Here is a 19,464-nt window from a genome sequence, read left to right on the forward strand (position 1 = left end):
ATAATGAATAGGTTTAGTTTTAAAAATGATTATGCAGAAGGATGTCATGCAAATATTCTGAAGGCATTGGTTGAGACGAATAGAGAACAACAAATTGGTTATGGTGGCGATCAGTATTCTGCCATGGCAAAAGATATGATTAAAGAAAGGTTTAATAGTCCGGAAGCAGATATTTATTTTGTTTCCGGAGGTACACAGGCAAACCTTCTTACGATTTCTTCAATGCTACGGCCACATCAGTCTGTTATCTCTGCAGAGTCCGGACATATATTTACCAACGAAGCAGGAGCTATAGAGGCTACGGGACACAAAGTTCATGCAGCAAGATCCGAAGATGGGAAACTTTCTCCGGAGGCCTGTAGAGAAGTTCTGGATACGGTAACCAATCAGCCACATGTTGTAAAGCCTAAAATGTTATATATTTCGAATACAACAGAATTAGGAACACATTATACTCTTGAAGAACTGGAAGCTTTGTCTGGATTTTGTAAAGAGAATAACCTATACTTATTTGTAGACGGAGCTCGTCTTGGTCATGCACTGACTGTAGTAGATACTGATGTAACTCCGGAAGATATAGCACGTTTGGCAGATGTATTTTATCTGGGTGGAACCAAAAACGGAGCATTGATAGGAGAGGCTATTGTTATTGCTAATCCGGAATTAAAGGAAGATTTTGGGTTTCATGTAAAGCAAAAAGGAGCTTTATTGGCCAAAGGAAGACTGATTGGTATTCAGTTTATGGAACTGATGAAAGATAATCTTTATTTTGATCTTGCAAAATCCGCGAATCAGAAAGCAATGAAAATAAAAGCGGCATTTGAAGCCTGTCATTGTAGTTTTCTTACAGATTCTTATAGCAATCAGCTATTTCCGATTATTCCAAATTCCTGGATTGAAAAGCTTGCTGAAGAATTTGATTTTTATGTCTGGAAGAAAATAGATGAAGAAAAATCAGCAATAAGGCTCATTACTTCATGGGCAACACCGGAAGCAGAAGTTGACAGCTTTATAGCATCATTAAAGCGTTTAGCATAAAAAAATGGCCTCAAGATATTGAGGCCATTTCTCCGTAAAATTATAATTAAAAATGATTGGCAGTTTAGGGCCTATTTTCCTTTTATATTATCTTGGATATCATTGGCAGCATCCTTTGTTTTGTCCCAGGCATCATCTGCAAAGTTTTTAGTGCTTTCCCATGCATTTTCTGCTGCATCTTTGGTGTCTTCCCAAGCGTCTGATACCTGTTGTTTCAGATGAGCAAAGAAACCTTCCTTCGTTGGTTCTTCATTTTCATTTTTTTTCTGATCGATGTAGCTTTTTACTTTATCCGACAAATTGCCAATGGCGTCTTGTGTTTGTTTTGTGAAATCTTTCAAATTATTTTCAGCATCATTTACAAACTGTTTTGCTTTGTCCAGATTTTCATTTTGTTCATTAGTACTCATTGTTAGTGAATTTTGGGGTTAATGCTTACTATCCTTTCAATAAGCATTCCGAAAGGATGTTAGCGAACGTTAAAACTTTCCTAATGATATACTAAATGTTTATTTTTGGGTAAATAAATTTAATATGGAAAAAACAAGATGTGCATGGTGCGGAACCGACGAGTTGTACCAGAAATATCATGATGAAGAATGGGGACGGCTGGCAACGGATGATGCTACTATGTTCGAATTTCTGATACTTGAGAGCTTTCAGGCAGGGTTGAGTTGGATTACCATTCTCCGTAAAAGAGAAAGCTTTAGAAAAGCATTTGACAATTTCGACTATAAGAAGATCGCTAAGTATGATGAGAAAAAAATTGATGAATTACTTCAGGATACAGGAATTGTAAGAAACAGACTAAAAGTATTAGCTGCTATAAGCAACGCAAAACTATTTATGGAACTTCAGAAAGAATTTGGAAGTTTCTATAATTATATCTCCACTTATACCAATGGTGAAAGAATTATAAACACCTGGAAACATCACACAGAAGCACCTGCTACAACGCCTTTATCGGATGCTATCAGCAAAGATTTGAAAAAGAGAGGATTCAAATTTCTGGGTTCCACAGTAGTTTATTCCCATTTGCAGGCGACCGGGGTTATAGATGACCATATAGAAAGCTGTTTTGTAAGGAATAATTAAAATAAACTATTAATAAGAGGCTGTCCTAAAAGATTAAAGGTATTTCGATATGGCTCGATATTATATTTGGGACAACCTCTTAGTTATTACAGGTGTATTAGTATTGCTCTAATAAGTAATTTAAAATATCAGTGGTGGTTACAATTCCTTTTATTTCATCATGATCTACCACAGGAATTGAATGAAAGCTTTGCTGGGCTAAAATTTCAACCACCTCTTTAATTGTAGTCTCTGTGTTTACCGTTAAAGGAGCTTTGGTCATAATCTGCGGAATGCTAAACGTATCGTAAACAACTGTGGAAACAGAAGTGTCTTCTGCTTCATCCGAATCATCCACATCTGCATAACTTATCTTTAATAAGTCAGAATAACTGAGCATACCTAATAGTTTCAGGTTTTCAACAACGGGAATATGCCTGATATTATTCTTTTTGAATAGCTTTTCAGCTTCATATAGCGACTGATTCGGATTAAGAGTGATGAGCTCTTTGGACATAATTTGGGATACGGGAACTCTTTGTTTCATAATTATTTCTTTAATTTAATTTCGATAAATTGACAGATAATAAAGGGCCCTTTTATTAATCCTTCTTAAAGATAGCCTGAAAAACAGGCATTACAAAAAAACTACTTATGATATATTTCAGAAATATATATCACTATGCTTCTTTAGTTATTTTCAGTTTGACTACGTAACTTAGTAGGAGCAATACGATAGTTCACGAATATATTTTTCGTATTGAGAGAATCCTGGTCCTGATATCAATAAAATATCAGGGCCATTTTGTTGAGAACAAAATTCCAGAAAATTTATTAAAAAAATAAGCTTTATGTTAAATAGCTAGAAGCCTTTTAAAAAGCTGTTGACCAAAATATCAGGATATTGTATTGCACTTATAACAAGATACATAATGATAATGGAAAAAAGGAGTTTGAAAAACTGACTAATCTTTATTGGAGTATTCATTTGTTTATTCTGTTTTTGAATCTTTTCTTTCACTAAAAAACAAAAATACAGTTCCTAAAACTCCGATTGTTGCAGTCGCAATTACAATACTATCAAATGTGAAATCATATTTTATAAATCTTCCTATAGAAAAGAATATAAGGAATACAGGCAATGCTTTGATAAAGGTTTTCATATTCACTGTTTTAGGTGAATCTAAGATAATAAAAAAATCCCCAAATCGGGGATTTTTTTATTTTACATTTTTAGCTTTATACAACTCATATAAACCGCGTGTCATAAAAATAATTCCTATGGCTACGGACAAGCCCTCCAGAAAACTATATAAAGTATTATCACTGCCCTGAAAATAGAGCGTAAGGAAAATAATTAAAAATACTAATCCTGTAATGGTTCGTGTAAGAGGCTTCATATAATATTGTATAAATAAAATATTACTTAATAATTCTGTCTAATACCCACTGAATTGTCATCTTTTCAGATGCATTGTGGTCTGCGGAGAATTCTCCACGACGTCTGTTTGCAATAACACAGTTAACAGTAATAGCCTTATGGCCTAATAGCTTGGATAATCCATAAATAGCAGATGTTTCCATCTCAAAATTGGTTACACCAAGATCATTAAGTGTTTCCAGGAACTGGTCATCCAAAGCTTTTAATCTTAGCTGTCTTCCCTGAGGTGCATAGAATCCCGGGAATGTAGCTGTATTACCAATATATTTAGCATCCTGATAATAATGTGCACTTTTTTTAGCCCAATCAGAGAAATAAAGTAGAGGCTTGATGTTTTGATAAGGGAATTTCTCTAAAAAGTTTTTAGAAAATTCGTTTTCAAACTGATAGTCCTGATAAAAATGAAGAAGACCATCTAATCCTACAACATTCTCTGTTACCAACATGTTGTCTACTTCTACATCAGGATTTACACTACCACAAGTCCCCAGACGGAATAATTCTAAAGAACTGTGTTCTTTTTTGAATTCCTTCTCCTTTAGGTCTATATTTACCAGAGCATCCAGTTCATTCATTACAATATCTATATTCTCGGTACCAATACCTGTAGACATTACCGTAATTCTTTCACCTCTCAGCGTTCCGGTGTGGGTATAAAACTCACGCTTATTTTTTTTGATTTCAATTTTGTCAAAATATTGAGATACTTTAGGAACCCTGTCAGGATCTCCAACCAGTATAATTTTTTCAGCGATATCTTCAGGAAGAAGATTCAGGTGGTATACACTTCCGTCCTCATTCAGCACCAGCTCGGATGCTGCTAGTTTATTCATCATAATTTCCAATTTTAAAAAGGAATTGAAGTTAAAAAGAATTTCGGAGATAAAAAAATACTTTTTGTATTTCCAGTCTTTTACTTCTGCACTTTATATTTTCTTACCCCGTGTTTCTAATTTCGTACTTCTAACTTCGTATTCAAAAATATTATCCGCCTACACGTTTGGTTTTGTAGCCCATCTCCTGTAGAAGTTTCATAATCTTATCTCTGTTGTCTCCCTGGATAATGATAACGCCGTCTTTTTCGGAGCCTCCAATCCCAAGAGACGTTTTGATCTTTTTAGAAATTTCTTTCAGTTCTGCATCACCACCTTCAAAGCCTTCAATTAAAGTTACAGGTTTACCATTGCGTCCTTTCTTTTCAAATTTGCATACAAGGGCACCTTTTTGCTCAAACTTTTCTTCAGGCATTTCGAAATCCTTCTCCTCATGTTCAGGGAAAAGATTTTTTAACTGATCTCTTAAATCCATTTTATTTTATAGTACTAATAAACAAAAGTAAGAAAAGTTACAATTTTTCAGAGTATTTACCACATAAAACCTGTGAAATTCCTTACTATTTAGTGCATTGTTTCGTATATTTGTTAAGTTAAATATAATTCTGAAATGTCTAAAAAAGCAATATTAGCCATCCTGGATGGCTGGGGGTTAGGTTTAGATCCCAAAGTTTCTGCCATTGCGCAGGCCAATACACCATTTATTGATTCATGTCTGCAAAAATACCCTCACAGCAAACTAGAAGCTAGTGGCTTGGCTGTAGGCTTACCGGCAGGACAGATGGGGAATTCTGAAGTAGGGCACATGAATCTTGGAGCCGGACGTGTAATTTTTCAGAATCTTGTAAAGCTAAATATGGCAGTGGAAAACAAAACACTGGGGAACGAACCGGAAATTCTTGCTGCCTTTAAATATGCAAAAGATAACCATAAGAAGATTCACTTTATAGGATTAGTTTCCGATGGTGGAGTACATTCACATGTTAATCACCTGAAAGGGCTTTTGGAAGCTGCAGATGATTATGGATTAGAAAATGTTTTTGTTCATGCTTTTACAGATGGACGCGACTGCGATCCACATTCCGGAAAAGGATTTATTCAGGACCTTATAGAGTTTATGGATGCTAAAACCGGAAAACTGGCAACTATTGTTGGCCGTTATTATGCGATGGACCGTGATAAGCGTTGGGAGCGTGTTCGTATTGCTTACGATGCTATGGTAAATGGTATTGGATTAGCAACCAATAATCCGGTAGGAGCTATTCAGAAATCTTACGAAGAAGATATAACAGATGAATTCCTGAAACCGATTATCTGTACTCAGGACGGAATGCAGGTTGCTAAAATAGAAGCTAATGATGTTGTATTCTGTTTCAACTTCAGAACAGATAGAGGCCGTGAGATTACAATGGCGCTTTCTCAGGAAGATTTCCCTGACTACGAAATGCACAAGCTTCCTTTATACTATGTGACTTTAACCAACTACGATAAAACTTTCCATAATGTAAAAGTAGTTTATGATGAAAATATCATTACGCACACTATGGGACAAATCTTGGAAGAAAACAACAAAACACAGATTCGTATTGCTGAAACCGAAAAATACCCACATGTTACATTCTTCTTTTCAGGAGGGCGTGAAGAGGAATTTAAAGGTGAAAGAAGAATTTTGTGTCCAAGCCCTAAAGATGTTCCTACTTATGACTTCAAACCGGAAATGTCGGCGTATGATATTACCAATGCTATCGTTCCGGAACTGGAAAAAGGAAGCGCTGATTTTATCTGCCTGAATTTTGCTAATACCGATATGGTAGGGCATACAGGTGTTTTCCAGGCTGCTGTTCAGGCTGCTGAAACAGTAGATAAATGTATTGAAAAAGTAGCTACTACAGCTTATAACCACGGATATGCAGTATTTATTTTAGCAGACCATGGTAACTCCGATGTAATGGTGAATCCGGATGGATCTCCTAATACACAGCATTCAACCAATCTTGTTCCTTTCATTGTAATGGATAAAGATCATACATGGAATGTGAAAGATGGAAAATTGGGTGATGTAGCGCCTACAATCCTTAAAGTAATGGGCGTAAATGTTCCTGAAGAAATGACTGGAGATATTCTTGTTTCTTAATTTCAGAAATGAATAGAGAAATAATAATTACAACTATACAAGCTGCGGATGATAGCGCTTTGGCATCTATGATCCGCGGTGTTTTTGATGAATACGGAGCACCCACAGAAGGAACTGTGTATGTAGATCCTACAACAGATCATTTGTCTAAAGTGTTTGATACCAGTGGTTCTGTACTATTTGTTGCTAAAGATGGTGATAAAGTTGTAGGCAGCTGCGGGCTTTATCCTACAGAAGGATTACCGGAAGGTCATGTAGAATTGGTGAAATTTTATATATCCGGAGAAGCCAGAGGAACTGGAATCGGAAGATTGTTTATGGAGAAATGCTATGAGCAGGCAGAAAAATTCGGGTATAGTCATATTTATCTTGAAAGTTTGCCAGCTTTTGGTAAAGCAATCAGTATTTACGAAAAGCAAGGATTCGAGCAGTTGTCTGCCCCATTAGGAAACTCAGGACATACAGGATGCGATATCTGGATGCTGAAAAAAATTGTATAGATAAACTGATATGAAAAAGAATATACAGGTAGTTGTACTATTGTTAATTTTTTCCAATTTGTTATTGGCGCAGTCTGGTACTACAGATAGTAATTCTGATATCAGAGATACTGTAACAAATTCCGGATTAGGTTTAGGAGCTATTATAGCAGTAGTAATATCATGGGATAGAAATAAATCTATATTGTGGGCAATTATCCATGGTGTATTAGGATGGCTTTATGTTATTTATTTTGCGATAATTCGTTTAATAAAGGGACGGGATTAAGTTCTATATTTTCGTATCTTTGCACTCAAATTTTTAATACAGATGATAAATAAAAAACTAGCGATAGACTTTGACGGAACAATTGTAGACGATGCATACCCTGGAATAGGGGCAGCTAAAATTTTTGCATTCGAAACATTGCTGAAATTACAATCAGAAGGTTATCGTTTGATTTTATGGACATACAGAAGCGGAAAAGCATTACAGGAAGCTGTGGATTTCTGTAAAAAAAACGGATTAGAATTTTATGCTGTAAATTCCAGCTTTGAAGGTGAAGTTTTTGATTCAGAGACTCATAGTCGTAAAATCGATGCGGATTTGTTTATTGATGACAGAAACCTTGGCGGATTCCCGGGATGGGGTGAAATTTATAACATCATTAAAGAGAAAATTGAATTCCGTGTGGCTGGCGGTGAAGTTTTGGCTTACTCAAAGCTGAAAAAAGAAAAGAAAAAAGGTCTTTTCTGGTAACATATATAATGTACTAATATAACGATTTACCAATGTACCAATTATTGTTACATTTTTACATGGGTAGATTGCTACATTTAAATAAAAATGATTCAGTTAAAAACAATAGACGAAATCAAATTAATGCGTGAAAGCGCTCAGTTGGTTTCAAAAACTTTAGGTATGTTGGCCAAGGAAATTAAACCTGGCGTAACAACTAAACATTTAGATAAACTTGCATTCGAGTATATTAAAGATCATGGTGCAGAACCTGCATTCCTTGGGTATGGAGGCTTTCCAAACTCTTTATGTATGTCTCCGAATGAGCAGGTTGTTCATGGTTTCCCTACAGATGAACCATTGAGAGATGGTGATATTATTTCTGTAGACTGTGGAACATACATGAATGGCTTTGTTGGAGATCATGCATATACTTTTGAAGTTGGAGAAGTTTCTCCTGAAACAAAAAAGCTTTTGCAGGTCACTAAAGAAAGTCTTTATAAAGGTATTGCTCAGTGTATCCGTGGAAAGAGAATCGGAGATATTTCTTATGCAGTTCAGGAACATGCAGAAAAACACGGTTATGGAGTAGTACGCGAGTTAGTAGGACATGGTGTTGGAAGACAAATGCACGAAGAACCACAGGTGCCTAACTATGGAAGAAAAGGTTCCGGAAAAGTAATTAAAGACGGATTAGTTATTGCTATCGAGCCTATGATCAATATGGGAACGGAAAAAGTAAAGTTCCATTCCGATGGCTGGACTGTAACAACTCAGGACAATAAGCCTTCTGCACACTTTGAGCACGATGTAGCTGTAGTAAATGGGAAACCGGTTTTATTATCTACATTCCAGTATATCTACGATGCATTAGGTATCAAATCCGATGAGGAAAAAGCTTTCCAGATGGATTTCTAACAAATGAAGAAAGTAGCAAAATTTCTTTTAAATAAATTACCGCGCCCTATGCTTATTCGATTAAGCATTGTGGCGCGTCCTTTAATTATATCCTTTTTTAAGGGAGATAAATTTACTGATCCTATAGACGGTAGATCTTATCGTAAATTTCTTCCGTATGGTTACGGGAAACAACGGGAAAATGCACTCTCTCCCGGTACACTTTCATTGGAAAGGCATCGCCAAATGTGGCTTTATCTGGAACGTGAAACCGATTTTTTTACCAAAAATTACAAAGTACTTCATATTGCTCCTGAACAGGAGTTTTTAAGAAAATTCAAAAAACAAAAGAATCTGGAATATACTTCTGCAGATCTTTTCTCTCCAATTGTAGATGTAAAGGCTGATGTATTGGATCTCCCTTTTGAAGATGAATCTTATGATATTGTTATTTGCAATCATGTTTTAGAACATATAATAGAAGATTCCAAAGCAATGTCCGAATTATACCGTGTAATGCGAAAAGGTGGCTGGGGAATTTTACAGGTTCCTATGAGAACCAGTCTGGAGCATACTTATGAAGACTTTAGCATAACAGATCCTAAAGAGCGCCAGAAGCATTTTGGTCAGTATGATCATGTCCGTTGGTATGGAATGGATTATTTTGATCGTCTTAAAAAAGCCGGGTTTGATGTTGACATCAATCTATATTCTCAAAAATTCTCAGTAGAAGACCAGAAACGCTACGGTTTGCTGGTTAATGAAATTCTTCCGGTAGTTTTTAAACATTAGTAAATTTATATCTCATTGTAAGCCTTTTCTTTATAGCTGTTGAGCAATCAATCATTATAAGCTATTAAAGAATAAGCTAGTCATTCTTTTATTTATTGTTAACTTTGCAAAAGATTTAAAAACTTAAATCTTTTAATATTTCAATTTTAAATTAAATAATGCACAGAGCAGGTTTTGTTAATATAGTGGGGAAACCCAATGCAGGCAAGTCTACGCTTCTTAACCAGTTAATGGGGGAGAAGTTGGCTATTGTTACCCAAAAGGCACAGACAACCAGACATCGTATTTTTGGTATTTATAACGAGGACGATGTACAGATTGTTTTTTCTGATACTCCGGGGGTACTAGACCCTAAATATGGATTACAGGAAAAGATGATGGAATTTGTCAAAGAGAGTTTACAGGATGCTGATGTTTTCCTTTTCATCGTAGATATTACAGATAAAGCGCAACCTTCAGAATTCCTTATCGAAAAGCTGAATAAAATACCGGTTCCGGTACTTATCCTTATCAATAAAGTAGATAAGGCAGATCAGAAAGTTCTTGAAGAAACAGTTGCCTTATGGCACGAAAGAATTCCGAAAGCTGAGATATTGCCAATATCTGCACTAAATGCTTATAATACGGAGTATATTCTTCCTAAATTAAAATCTTTATTACCGGAAAGTCCTGCTTACTACGATAAAGATCAGTTTACAGATAAGTCCGAGAGATTTTTTGTAAATGAGACTATCCGTGAGAAAATCCTTTTGAATTACGAAAAAGAGATCCCGTATTCTGTAGAAGTTGTTACAGAATTGTTCAAAGACAAAGGGGAAATGATTTTTATCGATAGTATTATCTACGTAGAAAGAGATACCCAAAAAGGAATTCTTATCGGACATAAAGGAGAATCTATAAAGAAAGTAGGGACTGAAGCCAGAATGGATTTGGAAAAATTCTTTGGAAAGAAGCTTCACCTTAATCTTTTCGTAAAAGTTAAAAAAGACTGGCGTAAAAACGACAGAGACCTGAAAAATTTTGGTTATCGCTAGATAAAGTCAGGAATTTCATTTATCTTTAAATAAAGAATTTTAAAGATGAACGAATATTTAGATTCAGAATTTGACCGTGCAGATGACCTGATCAGTCAGGATCTAAACGAAGAGGCTAAAGCGGTACTCAATAATATTTTACTGGAAGATCCTAAGTATGGTAAAGCCCATAACCATATAGCCTGGCTTTTAAAAAATAAAGAAAATGATGCTTTAGAAGCCGAAAAGCATTATAAATTAGCTATAGATTTTACTCCTGAATATGGAGCTTCTTATCTTAACTATTCTTACCTTTTATCAGAAGCAAAACGCTATGATGATCTTCGGGACATTCTGACAAAAGCAGAATCTGTTGAAGACGTTAACAAAAGTAATCTTGCAAGGGAGTGGGCATATTATTATGAAGATACCAGGCAATATGAAAAAGCGATTGACAAGTACAAAGAATATGCACTATCGCTTTATGAAAATTCATACATTGAGAAAGCAAAAGAAGGTATCGAAAGATGTAAAATGAAAATAGATATACAAAAGATGTAATAAAAAGGCCTGATAAAGGGCCTTTTTAATTTAGGTAAACTAATTATTAATTCATAATTTCGTAATTATAAGTTAATATGTTAATATGAAGAGAAAGTTTACAATGCTTTTAATAGCAGCAATGAGTTTTAGCTATGCTCAGGAAAGTACCAGCTATCAAAAACCTTCTGCCGAAATTCTTAAGCTGGCAGATTACACAAGACCACCATCTGTATTGATGGACAGCAAAAAAGAATGGATGGTATTTACCTATCGTCCAACTTATAAGAACCTAAAGGATCTTTATGAGGAAGATGTGAAGCTGGCAGGATTGAGAATAAATCCGTTGACTAATATCTCTAGTACGATAACATATATTGATAATCTGAAAATAAAGAATCTGAAAGGAAAATCTGAAGTTCAGGTTAAGGGACTTCCGCAGAATGCAAACCTTGCTTATTTTTCATTTTCACCAGACGAAAAGTCTCTGGCATTTACAAATACAACATCAAAAGGTGTTGAACTTTGGATAGTAGACCTGGCAACTGCAACAGCCAAAAAAATCACATCTGACAATCTGAATGCAAATTTAGGTTCTCCTTTTATCTGGTTCAAAGATTCAAAATCATTTTTAATTAATGTTTTGCCGGCAAACAGACCTGCGCTATTGAGTGATAAAAATGATATTCCAACAGGACCAACTGTAGCAACCAGTACCGGAAAAGTATCACAGAATGCAACATTCCAGGATTTGTTAAAAACGCCAAAAGATGAAACTAATTTTGAAAATCTTGCAACTTCGGAATTAGCCAAAGTAGATCTGAATGGTAATGTATCCGGATTTGCAAAAAGTGGAATGTATGCTTCAAAGACATTTTCGCCGGATGGTAACTACATTATGATTTCTTCGATTAAAAAACCGTTTTCATATATTGTTCCATTAAATCGTTTTCCTTCCGAAACTGTTGTTTTTGATAAGAATGGTCAGCAGGTAAAGGTTGTAAATGAAATGCCTTTAAATGAGATTATGCCTAAAGGGTTCTCTTCTGTAAGAACAGGTAAGAGAAATATAGCATGGAGAAGCGACATGCCAGCTACTTTATATTATGTTGAAGCATTGGATGGCGGAGATCAGTCGAAGAAAGCAGAATACAGAGACCAGATCTATACATGGGATGCTCCTTTTAATGCAGAACCTAAAGCATTATATAAAACAAAAGAAAGATTTTCTGATATAGATTGGGGGAATGCTGATAATGCCTTTGTTACCGAAGGATGGTATGATACAAGAAGTACTAAAACCAGCTGGATTAATCCAAAAACGGGAGATTCTAAGCTTATTATAGACAGAAATTTCCAGGATGTATACAGCAATCCGGGGAATCTTGTTTCCGAACGAAATCAATATGGCAGAAATGTTGTTGAAATTAAAGACGGAAAAACATATTGGATAGGAGATGGCTTTACCAAAGAAGGACAGTTTCCTTTCATCAATGAAATGGATCTGAAAACATTTAAAACAAACAGGCTTTATACTTCTAAATCCACAACTGTAAAAGAGAGAATTCTTGATGTTCTAGATGCTAAAAAAGGTGATATTCTGGTAATGGATGAATCCAGTACAGATTATCCAAATTACTTTATTAAAAACTTCAAAACCAATAAAAGCACTCCTGTAACAAATTTTCAGAATCCTTTTGAAGGCCTGAAAGGTGTGCACAAAGAAGTTATTACATACAAACGTAATGACGGCGTTACTCTTACAGGGAATTTATATCTTCCGGCAGGTTACGATATGAAATCTAAAAAAGAAAAACTTCCGTTACTGATCTGGGCTTATCCTGCCGAATATAAAGACAAAGCAACAGCAGGGATGAGTACTAAAAATGCAAATACTTTCACTTTCCCTAGTTATGGGTCTTTCATCTATTGGGTTTCTAAAGGATATGCAGTATTGGATGATGCATCTTTCCCTATTATTGGTGAAGGGAAAACAGAGCCTAATGATACATTTATTCCACAGTTGGTAGCAGATGCTCAGGCAGCGATTGATGCCGTAGACAAGTTGGGTTATATAGACCGTAAAAAAGTAGCTGTAGGCGGACACTCTTATGGTGCATTTATGACAGCTAATCTTTTAACACATTCTAATCTTTTTGCGTGTGGTATTGCAAGAAGTGGTGCATATAACAGAACTCTTACTCCGTTTGGTTTCCAGAGTGAGCAAAGAAACTACTGGGATGTACCGGATGTGTATACCAAAATGTCACCTTTCATGAATGCTGATAAAATGAAAACGCCATTATTATTAGTACATGGTGAAGCAGATAACAACCAGGGAACATTTACAGTGCAGACGGAACGTTATTTCCAGGCACTAAAGAATCTGGGAGCTCCAGTAAAAATGGTATTACTGCCTAAAGAAGCGCATGGTTATGTAGCAAAAGAAAATATTCTTCATTTGTTATATGAACAAGATATCTTCCTGGAAAAATGCTTAAAAAATAAGTAAATAAAAACTCCCGAAAGGGAGTTTTTTATTTTATATATCAAAATTGCTTATTCTGCTACAGCACGAAATCTTGCTAAAGGAGCCATACGTCCTTTGTTGATGGATAATACATCGCCTTCCTTGCTTACCGTGTAATTGTCAGCAGTTACCAAAGCCTTGCTTAGCCCGTGTTCTATACTCATATCTTCACAAGCCATCATAGTAGACATTCCCTGAGCAAACTGAACTTTGAAGCCCGATAATTTAAGATTTCCACCGATACCATTACAGCCGCCGGAAGCTTCATAAGTATAGTCTTTTTCCTGTTTTATAAGTTTCAGGTAAGGTTCTTTTCCGTTAACTTTATCCGCTACAGGTTTACCATTTAGCTCAATTAACTTCCATTTTTTTCCAAGAATTGTATTTTCAGGCATTGTACTTTGTTGTGATGTATTATTGTTGTTCGTATTCTGAACAGTATTACAAGAATTTGCAAATAATAAAATTCCTGCCGCTAGAAGTGTAAGATGTTTTTTCATAATCTATTTTTAAAAAACTTTATGTTTATTATTTACTAAGATACCTTTTTTTATAAATAGGTTGGAAAAGAATCGGCTTTCTTTATAATTTATTTTATCCAAATAATTATTGATCTGATTATAAATATTTTACTACATTTGTTTTATAATTCAAAATTCAGATAGTAAGCATGTAGAATTAAATTTCTTTCCATAATTTTTTGATCCTGATGTCAGGGTTAATTTCTATTTATTCATTTTTTAAGAAAGAAATAATGCTTACGTTACAAAATATTACTTATCAGCATCCTGATAAGGAAATTCTTTTTGAGAACCTTAATTTTATACTTAATAAAGGCGAACAAATTGCGATTGTCGGAAACAATGGTTCCGGAAAATCTACCTTGTTGAAACTAATCTCCGGATTATTAATTCCTATTGCAGGAGATATAAGAACGGAAGGTTCTGTTTATTATCTTCCACAAATTTTGGAGCAGTTCGATACGAAGAGTATTGCAGCAGCTTTAGGAGTTGAGGAAAAGCTTACAGCTTTAAAAGAAATTTTGGATGGTACTGTTACCGAAGAAAATATGGCTGTTCTGAATGATGACTGGGATTTGGAAGAAAGAATCAGGCAGGCCATGGAAAATTGGGGTTTGTCTGATTTTACAGCATCTGATCTTATGAGCAGGCTAAGTGGAGGCCAGAAAACAAAAGTTTTAATTGCTGGCATAGAAGTTCATCAGCCAGATATTATACTGATGGATGAACCTACTAATCATCTGGACAGAAAAAGCAGAGAACAGTTGTATGAATTTATTGAGAATACAAATAAAACTCTTCTAGTAGTTAGTCATGACAGAACCTTATTAAACTTATTGTCCAAAACAGCAGAACTAAGCCATAAGGAAATTATGCTTTATGGTGGTAACTACGATTTTTACAAAGAGCAAAAACAGATACAGCAAAATGCATTGCAAAATAGTATTAAGAATACTGAAAATGCACTGAAAAAAGCTAAAGCTACTGAACGGGAAATTTTGGAACGTCAGCAAAAACTCGATGCAAAAGGGAAAAAGAAACAGGAAAAAGCAGGTGTAGCCAAAATAATGATGAATACCCTGCGAAATAATGCCGAAAATAGTACTGCGAAAATAAAAGATACCCATTCGGATAAAATAGACAATCTTAGTCAGGAGCTTCAACAACTGCGAAGAGGCGTCCCGCTTACAGACCAGATGAAATTAGGATTTGATCAAACCAACCTGCATCGTGGTAAGACACTGATAAAAGCAGAACAGATTAACTTTGCTTACGATGATAAGAATATTTGGAAAAAGCCTTTGGATATTGTTATTACCAGTGGAGAAAGGATTCTGATAAGCGGAGAAAACGGGTCGGGAAAAACAACGCTGATTAAACTGCTTCTGGGAGGATTACAAATTTCTGAAGGTATTATAGAAAGGGCAGATTATTATTCTGTATATATCGATCAGGATTATTCTATGATTGATCATTCATTGAATGTAATTCAACAAGCAGAATCATTTAACCTGCTTCCTTTACCCGAACACGAAGTAAAAACAATACTCAATCGCTTTTTGTTTAGGAAAGAAACATGGGATAAATCCTGTAGTGTATTAAGTGGTGGTGAAAGGATGAGGCTATTGCTTGCATGTTTGTCAATTGCAGGAAAAGCTCCGGATATTATTATTCTGGATGAGCCTACCAACAATCTTGATATTCAGAATATCGAGATTCTAACCAATGCTATTAGAGATTACAAAGGAACGCTATTGGTAATTTCACATGATGATGTCTTTTCTGAAGAGATAAATATTGAGACCAGAATTGTATTATAAAAGAAAAATCCTTGTCAGTGATTTTGAACTCTGACAAGGATAACTTATTAAAGATTTTTCTAAAATGCTTATTCTGCTACAGCCTGAAATTTTGCTAATGGCGCCATACGTGCTTTATTAAGAGAAAGGATATTACCTTCTTTATTGAGAGAGTAATTATCAACAGTTTCTAAGACTTTGCTTATTCCTGTTTCAATACTCATATCAGGGCATGCCATTTTTGTTGATGCTCCCGGAGAAAAATGAATTACAGAAGTTGCGTTTGTTGTAAAAGTACCTCTGATTCCGTTGCATCCGCCAGAAGCTTGATATAAATAAGCTTTATCTTGTTGCAATAATTTTAGGAAAGCTTCTTTACCGTTTACTTGGTCAGCTACAGGCTTTCCAAATAGTTCTACCAATTTCCATTTTTTACCAATAATAGTATTTTCGGTAGTCGTTTGTGCAGAAGAGTTATCAGTATTCGTTTTTGTAGCAGTAGTACAAGAGTTCGCTACCAATAAAATTCCTGCAGCAATTAAGGCAAATTGTTTTTTCATAATGTGTTTTTTAATTGTTTTTATAGTATATATTTAGTAAAATGATACTTGTATATAATTATATTCGATTTATTGTTTTGTAAAATATTTTAATTAAACAATGCTGTGTAATAAATTAATAAATCATTTCAAGCATATATTGTTTTAATTTTCAATTTATCGTTAGTTTTCAAAAAATATGCCATGTTTTAAAAACAATTAAAAGTATCAAAGAAATTATATGCGTATTTGTGATGACAGATATAGGCTCATTGCAACTATTATATAGTACAAGATAAGATTTACAACTAAAAATATTATTTCATCAATGTTACAAGGATATTGAGCATAAAAAAATCCGAAAGAAATTCTTCCGGATTTATATATATCTTTAAGATCTATTTTATTTTTTACTCTTCTTTACCAGAAGGTAGCAGATGTATAAAAATGCTACCCATATCGGGATAAGCTCTACAGAAATTTTCAACCCTGTAAACCACATAATGACTAAAATTCCGAAAAGAAATAATAAGCATATATAATTGGTTATTGGATATAGGAACGAAGGGAACTTAGTCTTTTCACCTTTATGAGCCTGCTTGAATTTAAAATGCGTAAAACTGATCATAATCCAATTAATAACCAGTGACGATACGACAAGGGACATCAGTATACTAAGTGCCTTTTCCGGAATAATCTTATTGATAATAATACAAACTGCTGCAAATATTGCAGAAACTAATATTGCCATTACCGGGACGTGGTTTTTATTCAGTTTGGATAAGAATTTAGGAGCGTTACCTTGCTCGGCAAGTCCGAATAACATACGGCTGTTACTATATACACTACTGTTGTATACAGACAAGGCAGCAGTTAGTACAATAATATTCAGCACATTTGCAATGAAACTTGTGAAATATACAGTATGCCCGAATAGATTAAACTGAAAGCCTTTTAGCCTCTCAAAAACCATTACAAAAGGACTACTTCCTTCCGTAATATTGGCCCATGGAGATAGTGAAAACAGAATAATTAATGCTCCCACATAGAAAATAAGGATTCTGTAGATTACCTGATTGGTTGCCTTAGGTATATTCTTTTCCGGATTTTCAGCTTCAGCAGCTGTTATCCCTACAAGTTCTAATCCACCAAAAGAGAACATAATAAGCGCCATAGCGGCTAATAATCCTTGGAAACTACCGCCCGAAGAAGTACTGATCCAGCCTTTAGGAAAGAAACCGCCGTTATTCCACAGATTGCTTATCGTTGCATTTTCTCCGCCAGTACCACTAATAAGCAGATAACTACCGAATAAAATCATAGCAATAATAGCTACAACTTTTATAATAGAGAACCAGAACTCGGCCTCTCCGTATACTTTTACAGAAGCCAGGTTTAGTGCATTAATAACAAAGAAGAAAAATAAACTGGATACCCATAATGGAATTTCAGGCCACCAGAACTGTACATAAACACCTATAGCAGTAAGCTCAGACATACTTACTAAAATATAAAGCATCCAATAATTCCAACCGGAAGCAAATCCGGCAAAAGGGCCCCAATATTTGTATGCGAAATGGCTAAAGCTACCCGAAACAGGCTCCTGAACAACCATTTCTCCCAGTTGACGCATTATAAAAAAAGCAATGAAACCAGCCATTGCATAACCTAAAATTACAGAAGGACCTGCCAATACTGCTGCAGGACCTATCCCCAGGAACAACCCGGTGCCTATTGCTCCACCTAAAGCAATAAGCTGAATGTGACGATTTTGTAAACCGCGTTTTAATTCTTTCTTGTCTGAATTCTCCAACGTTTAATTTTTTACAAGTTTATTATTATTTTTCAGGCTTAAAAATAACATTTTAATTATATTAAATCACATTTTGATTATATTTTTGCTGAAATAACAGAAGAAAAACAACAAATGCCCGAAAAAAATATTTTCGGAATAAAATAAAAGAGTGAATAATGATTATGGATAAGGAACATTTATTGGAGCAGGTAAGAGCCCTGGCACAGGAAAAAGTAAAGCATCTTGAAGAACTGATTGTATCTACCAGAGCATCTAATAACGATACAAAAAGCAGTATGGGAGATAAATATGAAACCTCCCGTGAAATGTTGCAGCAGGAAATCAACAGACTTTTATCCCAGCGATCGGAAGTAAATAATCAGTTAGAGGTTTTACAGAATATTAATACAAAAGCTTCTGCTGTTGTAGGCTTAGGATCCTATGTTGAGACTTCTATGGGGAATTTTTATATATCAGAAAGCCTTGGTAAACTGAATGTTAATGGGAAGCCTGTTATAACTGTCTCTGCGAATGCTCCGCTGGTGCAATCTATGCTTAAGAAGAAAGCTGGAGAGGAGTTTGAACTCAATGGTAAAAACCAGAAGATTCTGTCGATTGGTTAATTGATATTATTAATGATTAACATTCCCTGCAAATGCCCTTTAATTCGTACATTTGAGTATTCCTAAATTTTTCCGATAACACTAAAATCATATTACAGTGGGTTTACTCCGTATTTATGCCGATTCTTTCAAGGGATTGTCAAAGGAAGCCTGGATGCTTTCTATCGTAATGCTAATCAACAGATCCGGATCAATGGTACTGCCTTTCTTGGGTGTGTATATGACGGATCAGTTAGAATTTAGTATTAAAGAATCAGGTATTGTACTGAGCTTTTATGGTGTAGGGTCAGTTATTGGTTCCTGGCTTGGGGGATATTTTACCGATAAGTTTGGAGAATATCGGGTACAGTCTACCAGTTTATTCCTTAGTGCGCCGCTCTTTTTACTGATCCCAATTTTTACTTCAGTAGAAGGAATGGCTCTAATTATTCTTTTGCAAAGTATTATTAGTGAGACTTTCCGTCCGGCAAACTCTGTGGCAATTACAAAATATGCCAGACCTGAGAATCTGACAAGAGCTTTTTCCCTAAACAGAATGGCGATTAATCTTGGTTTTTCTATAGGTCCGGCTTTAGGAGGAATCTTATCTTCGGTATCATACGAATTACTTTTCATTACCAATGCAGTTGGAGCGATCCTTGCCGGGATATTCTATGTATGTCTCGTCCTGAAAAAGG

Annotated in this window: 23 protein-coding genes; 14 read left to right on the plus strand and 9 right to left on the minus strand. The window is 35.1% G+C overall.

The features are described 5' to 3' along the window. Positions 1 to 3 precede the first annotated feature (3 nt). Entirely contained in the window at positions 4 to 1,038 is a 1,035-nt protein-coding gene (locus tag BAZ10_RS01690) for a threonine aldolase family protein (protein WP_078770562.1), read from the plus strand. A 71-nt stretch (positions 1,039 to 1,109) separates the two neighbouring features. Here the strand turns inward: BAZ10_RS01690 and BAZ10_RS01695 are convergent, their stop codons facing one another. Beyond that, positions 1,110 to 1,448 (minus strand): hypothetical protein, encoded by a 339-nt coding sequence (locus BAZ10_RS01695; RefSeq protein WP_045179271.1) that lies wholly within the window; start codon positions 1,446 to 1,448, stop codon positions 1,110 to 1,112. A gap of 124 nt (positions 1,449 to 1,572) precedes the next feature. On the opposite strand from BAZ10_RS01695, the gene BAZ10_RS01700 reads away from it, so the two are divergent. Continuing rightward, entirely contained in the window at positions 1,573 to 2,133 is a 561-nt protein-coding gene (locus BAZ10_RS01700) for a DNA-3-methyladenine glycosylase I (protein ID WP_078770563.1), read from the plus strand. Between the two features lie 97 nt (positions 2,134 to 2,230). On the opposite strand, the gene BAZ10_RS01705 is transcribed toward BAZ10_RS01700, so the two are convergent. From BAZ10_RS01705 to BAZ10_RS01720, 5 genes are all read right to left on the minus strand, one after another. After that, on the minus strand, positions 2,231 to 2,659 hold the full coding sequence (locus BAZ10_RS01705) for a CBS domain-containing protein (protein ID WP_078770564.1): 429 nt from the start codon (positions 2,657 to 2,659) through the stop codon (positions 2,231 to 2,233). Positions 2,660 to 3,104: 445 nt separating this feature from the next. Further along, positions 3,105 to 3,275, minus strand: coding sequence for a hypothetical protein (locus BAZ10_RS18920; RefSeq protein ID WP_155604374.1), 171 nt, complete (start codon positions 3,273 to 3,275; stop codon positions 3,105 to 3,107). 57 nt (positions 3,276 to 3,332) lie between these two features. After that, positions 3,333 to 3,512 carry a hypothetical protein gene (locus BAZ10_RS01710; protein WP_059322530.1) on the minus strand — a complete coding sequence of 60 codons (180 nt, stop codon included), beginning with the start codon at positions 3,510 to 3,512 and terminating at the stop codon, positions 3,333 to 3,335. Between the two features lie 22 nt (positions 3,513 to 3,534). Beyond that, positions 3,535 to 4,389, minus strand: coding sequence for a nucleoside phosphorylase (locus tag BAZ10_RS01715; protein ID WP_078770565.1), 855 nt, complete (start codon positions 4,387 to 4,389; stop codon positions 3,535 to 3,537). 148 nt (positions 4,390 to 4,537) lie between these two features. Further along, positions 4,538 to 4,861, minus strand: coding sequence for a translation initiation factor (locus BAZ10_RS01720; RefSeq protein WP_059322528.1), 324 nt, complete (start codon positions 4,859 to 4,861; stop codon positions 4,538 to 4,540). Between the two features lie 135 nt (positions 4,862 to 4,996). Here BAZ10_RS01720 and gpmI point away from each other — a divergent pair, with 135 nt between their 5' ends. The 9 genes from gpmI to BAZ10_RS01765 all read left to right on the plus strand — a co-directional run bounded on the left by gpmI (position 4,997) and on the right by BAZ10_RS01765 (position 13,492). Continuing rightward, positions 4,997 to 6,520, plus strand: a complete 1,524-nt coding sequence (gene gpmI / locus BAZ10_RS01725) for a 2,3-bisphosphoglycerate-independent phosphoglycerate mutase (protein ID WP_078770566.1) — start codon at positions 4,997 to 4,999, stop codon at positions 6,518 to 6,520. A gap of 8 nt (positions 6,521 to 6,528) precedes the next feature. Then, entirely contained in the window at positions 6,529 to 7,020 is a 492-nt protein-coding gene (locus BAZ10_RS01730) for a GNAT family N-acetyltransferase (RefSeq protein ID WP_078770567.1), read from the plus strand. Between the two features lie 10 nt (positions 7,021 to 7,030). Then, positions 7,031 to 7,288: a hypothetical protein gene (locus BAZ10_RS01735; protein ID WP_078770568.1), complete on the plus strand. Its 258-nt coding sequence runs from the start codon at positions 7,031 to 7,033 to the stop codon at positions 7,286 to 7,288. Positions 7,289 to 7,330: 42 nt separating this feature from the next. Next, positions 7,331 to 7,759, plus strand: a complete 429-nt coding sequence (locus BAZ10_RS01740; RefSeq protein ID WP_078770569.1) for a BT0820 family HAD-type phosphatase — start codon at positions 7,331 to 7,333, stop codon at positions 7,757 to 7,759. 87 nt (positions 7,760 to 7,846) lie between these two features. Next, complete coding sequence (gene map, locus BAZ10_RS01745) at positions 7,847 to 8,656, plus strand: type I methionyl aminopeptidase (protein ID WP_034867721.1); 810 nt, start codon at positions 7,847 to 7,849, stop codon at positions 8,654 to 8,656. A 3-nt stretch (positions 8,657 to 8,659) separates the two neighbouring features. Next, a complete protein-coding gene (locus tag BAZ10_RS01750; protein WP_078770570.1) occupies positions 8,660 to 9,427 on the plus strand; it encodes a class I SAM-dependent methyltransferase in 768 nt (255 codons plus the stop codon). A 158-nt stretch (positions 9,428 to 9,585) separates the two neighbouring features. Further along, entirely contained in the window at positions 9,586 to 10,461 is an 876-nt protein-coding gene (era, locus tag BAZ10_RS01755; RefSeq protein WP_059322521.1) for a GTPase Era, read from the plus strand. Positions 10,462 to 10,506: 45 nt separating this feature from the next. Continuing rightward, a complete protein-coding gene (locus BAZ10_RS01760) occupies positions 10,507 to 11,001 on the plus strand; it encodes a hypothetical protein (protein ID WP_078770571.1) in 495 nt (164 codons plus the stop codon). An 85-nt stretch (positions 11,002 to 11,086) separates the two neighbouring features. Further along, a complete protein-coding gene (locus BAZ10_RS01765) occupies positions 11,087 to 13,492 on the plus strand; it encodes an alpha/beta hydrolase family protein (protein WP_078770572.1) in 2,406 nt (801 codons plus the stop codon). 47 nt (positions 13,493 to 13,539) lie between these two features. On the opposite strand, the gene BAZ10_RS01770 is transcribed toward BAZ10_RS01765, so the two are convergent. Then, positions 13,540 to 14,010: an META domain-containing protein gene (locus BAZ10_RS01770; RefSeq protein ID WP_078770573.1), complete on the minus strand. Its 471-nt coding sequence runs from the start codon at positions 14,008 to 14,010 to the stop codon at positions 13,540 to 13,542. Between the two features lie 254 nt (positions 14,011 to 14,264). Between BAZ10_RS01770 and BAZ10_RS01775 the strand changes: the two genes are divergently transcribed. Beyond that, a complete protein-coding gene (locus tag BAZ10_RS01775; RefSeq protein WP_078770577.1) occupies positions 14,265 to 15,851 on the plus strand; it encodes an ABC-F family ATP-binding cassette domain-containing protein in 1,587 nt (528 codons plus the stop codon). A gap of 68 nt (positions 15,852 to 15,919) precedes the next feature. On the opposite strand, the gene BAZ10_RS01780 is transcribed toward BAZ10_RS01775, so the two are convergent. Next, complete coding sequence (locus tag BAZ10_RS01780) at positions 15,920 to 16,390, minus strand: META domain-containing protein (RefSeq protein WP_078770574.1); 471 nt, start codon at positions 16,388 to 16,390, stop codon at positions 15,920 to 15,922. 382 nt (positions 16,391 to 16,772) lie between these two features. Continuing rightward, entirely contained in the window at positions 16,773 to 18,182 is a 1,410-nt protein-coding gene (locus tag BAZ10_RS01785) for an amino acid permease (protein ID WP_078770575.1), read from the minus strand. A 164-nt stretch (positions 18,183 to 18,346) separates the two neighbouring features. Between BAZ10_RS01785 and BAZ10_RS01790 the strand changes: the two genes are divergently transcribed. Continuing rightward, entirely contained in the window at positions 18,347 to 18,787 is a 441-nt protein-coding gene (locus tag BAZ10_RS01790; RefSeq protein ID WP_078770578.1) for a hypothetical protein, read from the plus strand. Between the two features lie 154 nt (positions 18,788 to 18,941). Next, a partial coding sequence (locus BAZ10_RS01795; RefSeq protein WP_131828781.1) for an MFS transporter occupies positions 18,942 to 19,464 on the plus strand: 523 nt, incomplete at its 3' end.

The organism is Elizabethkingia occulta (assembly GCF_002023715.1).
In the GTDB taxonomy this organism is placed as follows: Bacteria; Bacteroidota; Bacteroidia; order Flavobacteriales; family Weeksellaceae; genus Elizabethkingia; species Elizabethkingia occulta.

What these genes read in the sequence shown, in the direction of transcription:
- BAZ10_RS01690 (WP_078770562.1), top strand. Translation starts at nt 4, where the DNA reads ATGAATAGGTTTAGTTTTAAAAATGATTATGCAGAAGGATGTCATGCA.
- BAZ10_RS01695 (WP_045179271.1), bottom strand. Translation starts at nt 1,448, where the DNA reads ATGAGTACTAATGAACAAAATGAAAATCTGGACAAAGCAAAACAGTTT.
- BAZ10_RS01700 (WP_078770563.1), top strand. Translation starts at nt 1,573, where the DNA reads ATGGAAAAAACAAGATGTGCATGGTGCGGAACCGACGAGTTGTACCAG.
- BAZ10_RS01705 (WP_078770564.1), bottom strand. Translation starts at nt 2,659, where the DNA reads ATGAAACAAAGAGTTCCCGTATCCCAAATTATGTCCAAAGAGCTCATC.
- BAZ10_RS18920 (WP_155604374.1), bottom strand. Translation starts at nt 3,275, where the DNA reads ATGAAAACCTTTATCAAAGCATTGCCTGTATTCCTTATATTCTTTTCT.
- BAZ10_RS01710 (WP_059322530.1), bottom strand. Translation starts at nt 3,512, where the DNA reads ATGAAGCCTCTTACACGAACCATTACAGGATTAGTATTTTTAATTATT.
- BAZ10_RS01715 (WP_078770565.1), bottom strand. Translation starts at nt 4,389, where the DNA reads ATGATGAATAAACTAGCAGCATCCGAGCTGGTGCTGAATGAGGACGGA.
- BAZ10_RS01720 (WP_059322528.1), bottom strand. Translation starts at nt 4,861, where the DNA reads ATGGATTTAAGAGATCAGTTAAAAAATCTTTTCCCTGAACATGAGGAG.
- gpmI (WP_078770566.1), top strand. Translation starts at nt 4,997, where the DNA reads ATGTCTAAAAAAGCAATATTAGCCATCCTGGATGGCTGGGGGTTAGGT.
- BAZ10_RS01730 (WP_078770567.1), top strand. Translation starts at nt 6,529, where the DNA reads ATGAATAGAGAAATAATAATTACAACTATACAAGCTGCGGATGATAGC.
- BAZ10_RS01735 (WP_078770568.1), top strand. Translation starts at nt 7,031, where the DNA reads ATGAAAAAGAATATACAGGTAGTTGTACTATTGTTAATTTTTTCCAAT.
- BAZ10_RS01740 (WP_078770569.1), top strand. Translation starts at nt 7,331, where the DNA reads ATGATAAATAAAAAACTAGCGATAGACTTTGACGGAACAATTGTAGAC.
- map (WP_034867721.1), top strand. Translation starts at nt 7,847, where the DNA reads ATGATTCAGTTAAAAACAATAGACGAAATCAAATTAATGCGTGAAAGC.
- BAZ10_RS01750 (WP_078770570.1), top strand. Translation starts at nt 8,660, where the DNA reads ATGAAGAAAGTAGCAAAATTTCTTTTAAATAAATTACCGCGCCCTATG.
- era (WP_059322521.1), top strand. Translation starts at nt 9,586, where the DNA reads ATGCACAGAGCAGGTTTTGTTAATATAGTGGGGAAACCCAATGCAGGC.
- BAZ10_RS01760 (WP_078770571.1), top strand. Translation starts at nt 10,507, where the DNA reads ATGAACGAATATTTAGATTCAGAATTTGACCGTGCAGATGACCTGATC.
- BAZ10_RS01765 (WP_078770572.1), top strand. Translation starts at nt 11,087, where the DNA reads ATGAAGAGAAAGTTTACAATGCTTTTAATAGCAGCAATGAGTTTTAGC.
- BAZ10_RS01770 (WP_078770573.1), bottom strand. Translation starts at nt 14,010, where the DNA reads ATGAAAAAACATCTTACACTTCTAGCGGCAGGAATTTTATTATTTGCA.
- BAZ10_RS01775 (WP_078770577.1), top strand. Translation starts at nt 14,265, where the DNA reads ATGCTTACGTTACAAAATATTACTTATCAGCATCCTGATAAGGAAATT.
- BAZ10_RS01780 (WP_078770574.1), bottom strand. Translation starts at nt 16,390, where the DNA reads ATGAAAAAACAATTTGCCTTAATTGCTGCAGGAATTTTATTGGTAGCG.
- BAZ10_RS01790 (WP_078770578.1), top strand. Translation starts at nt 18,347, where the DNA reads ATGGATAAGGAACATTTATTGGAGCAGGTAAGAGCCCTGGCACAGGAA.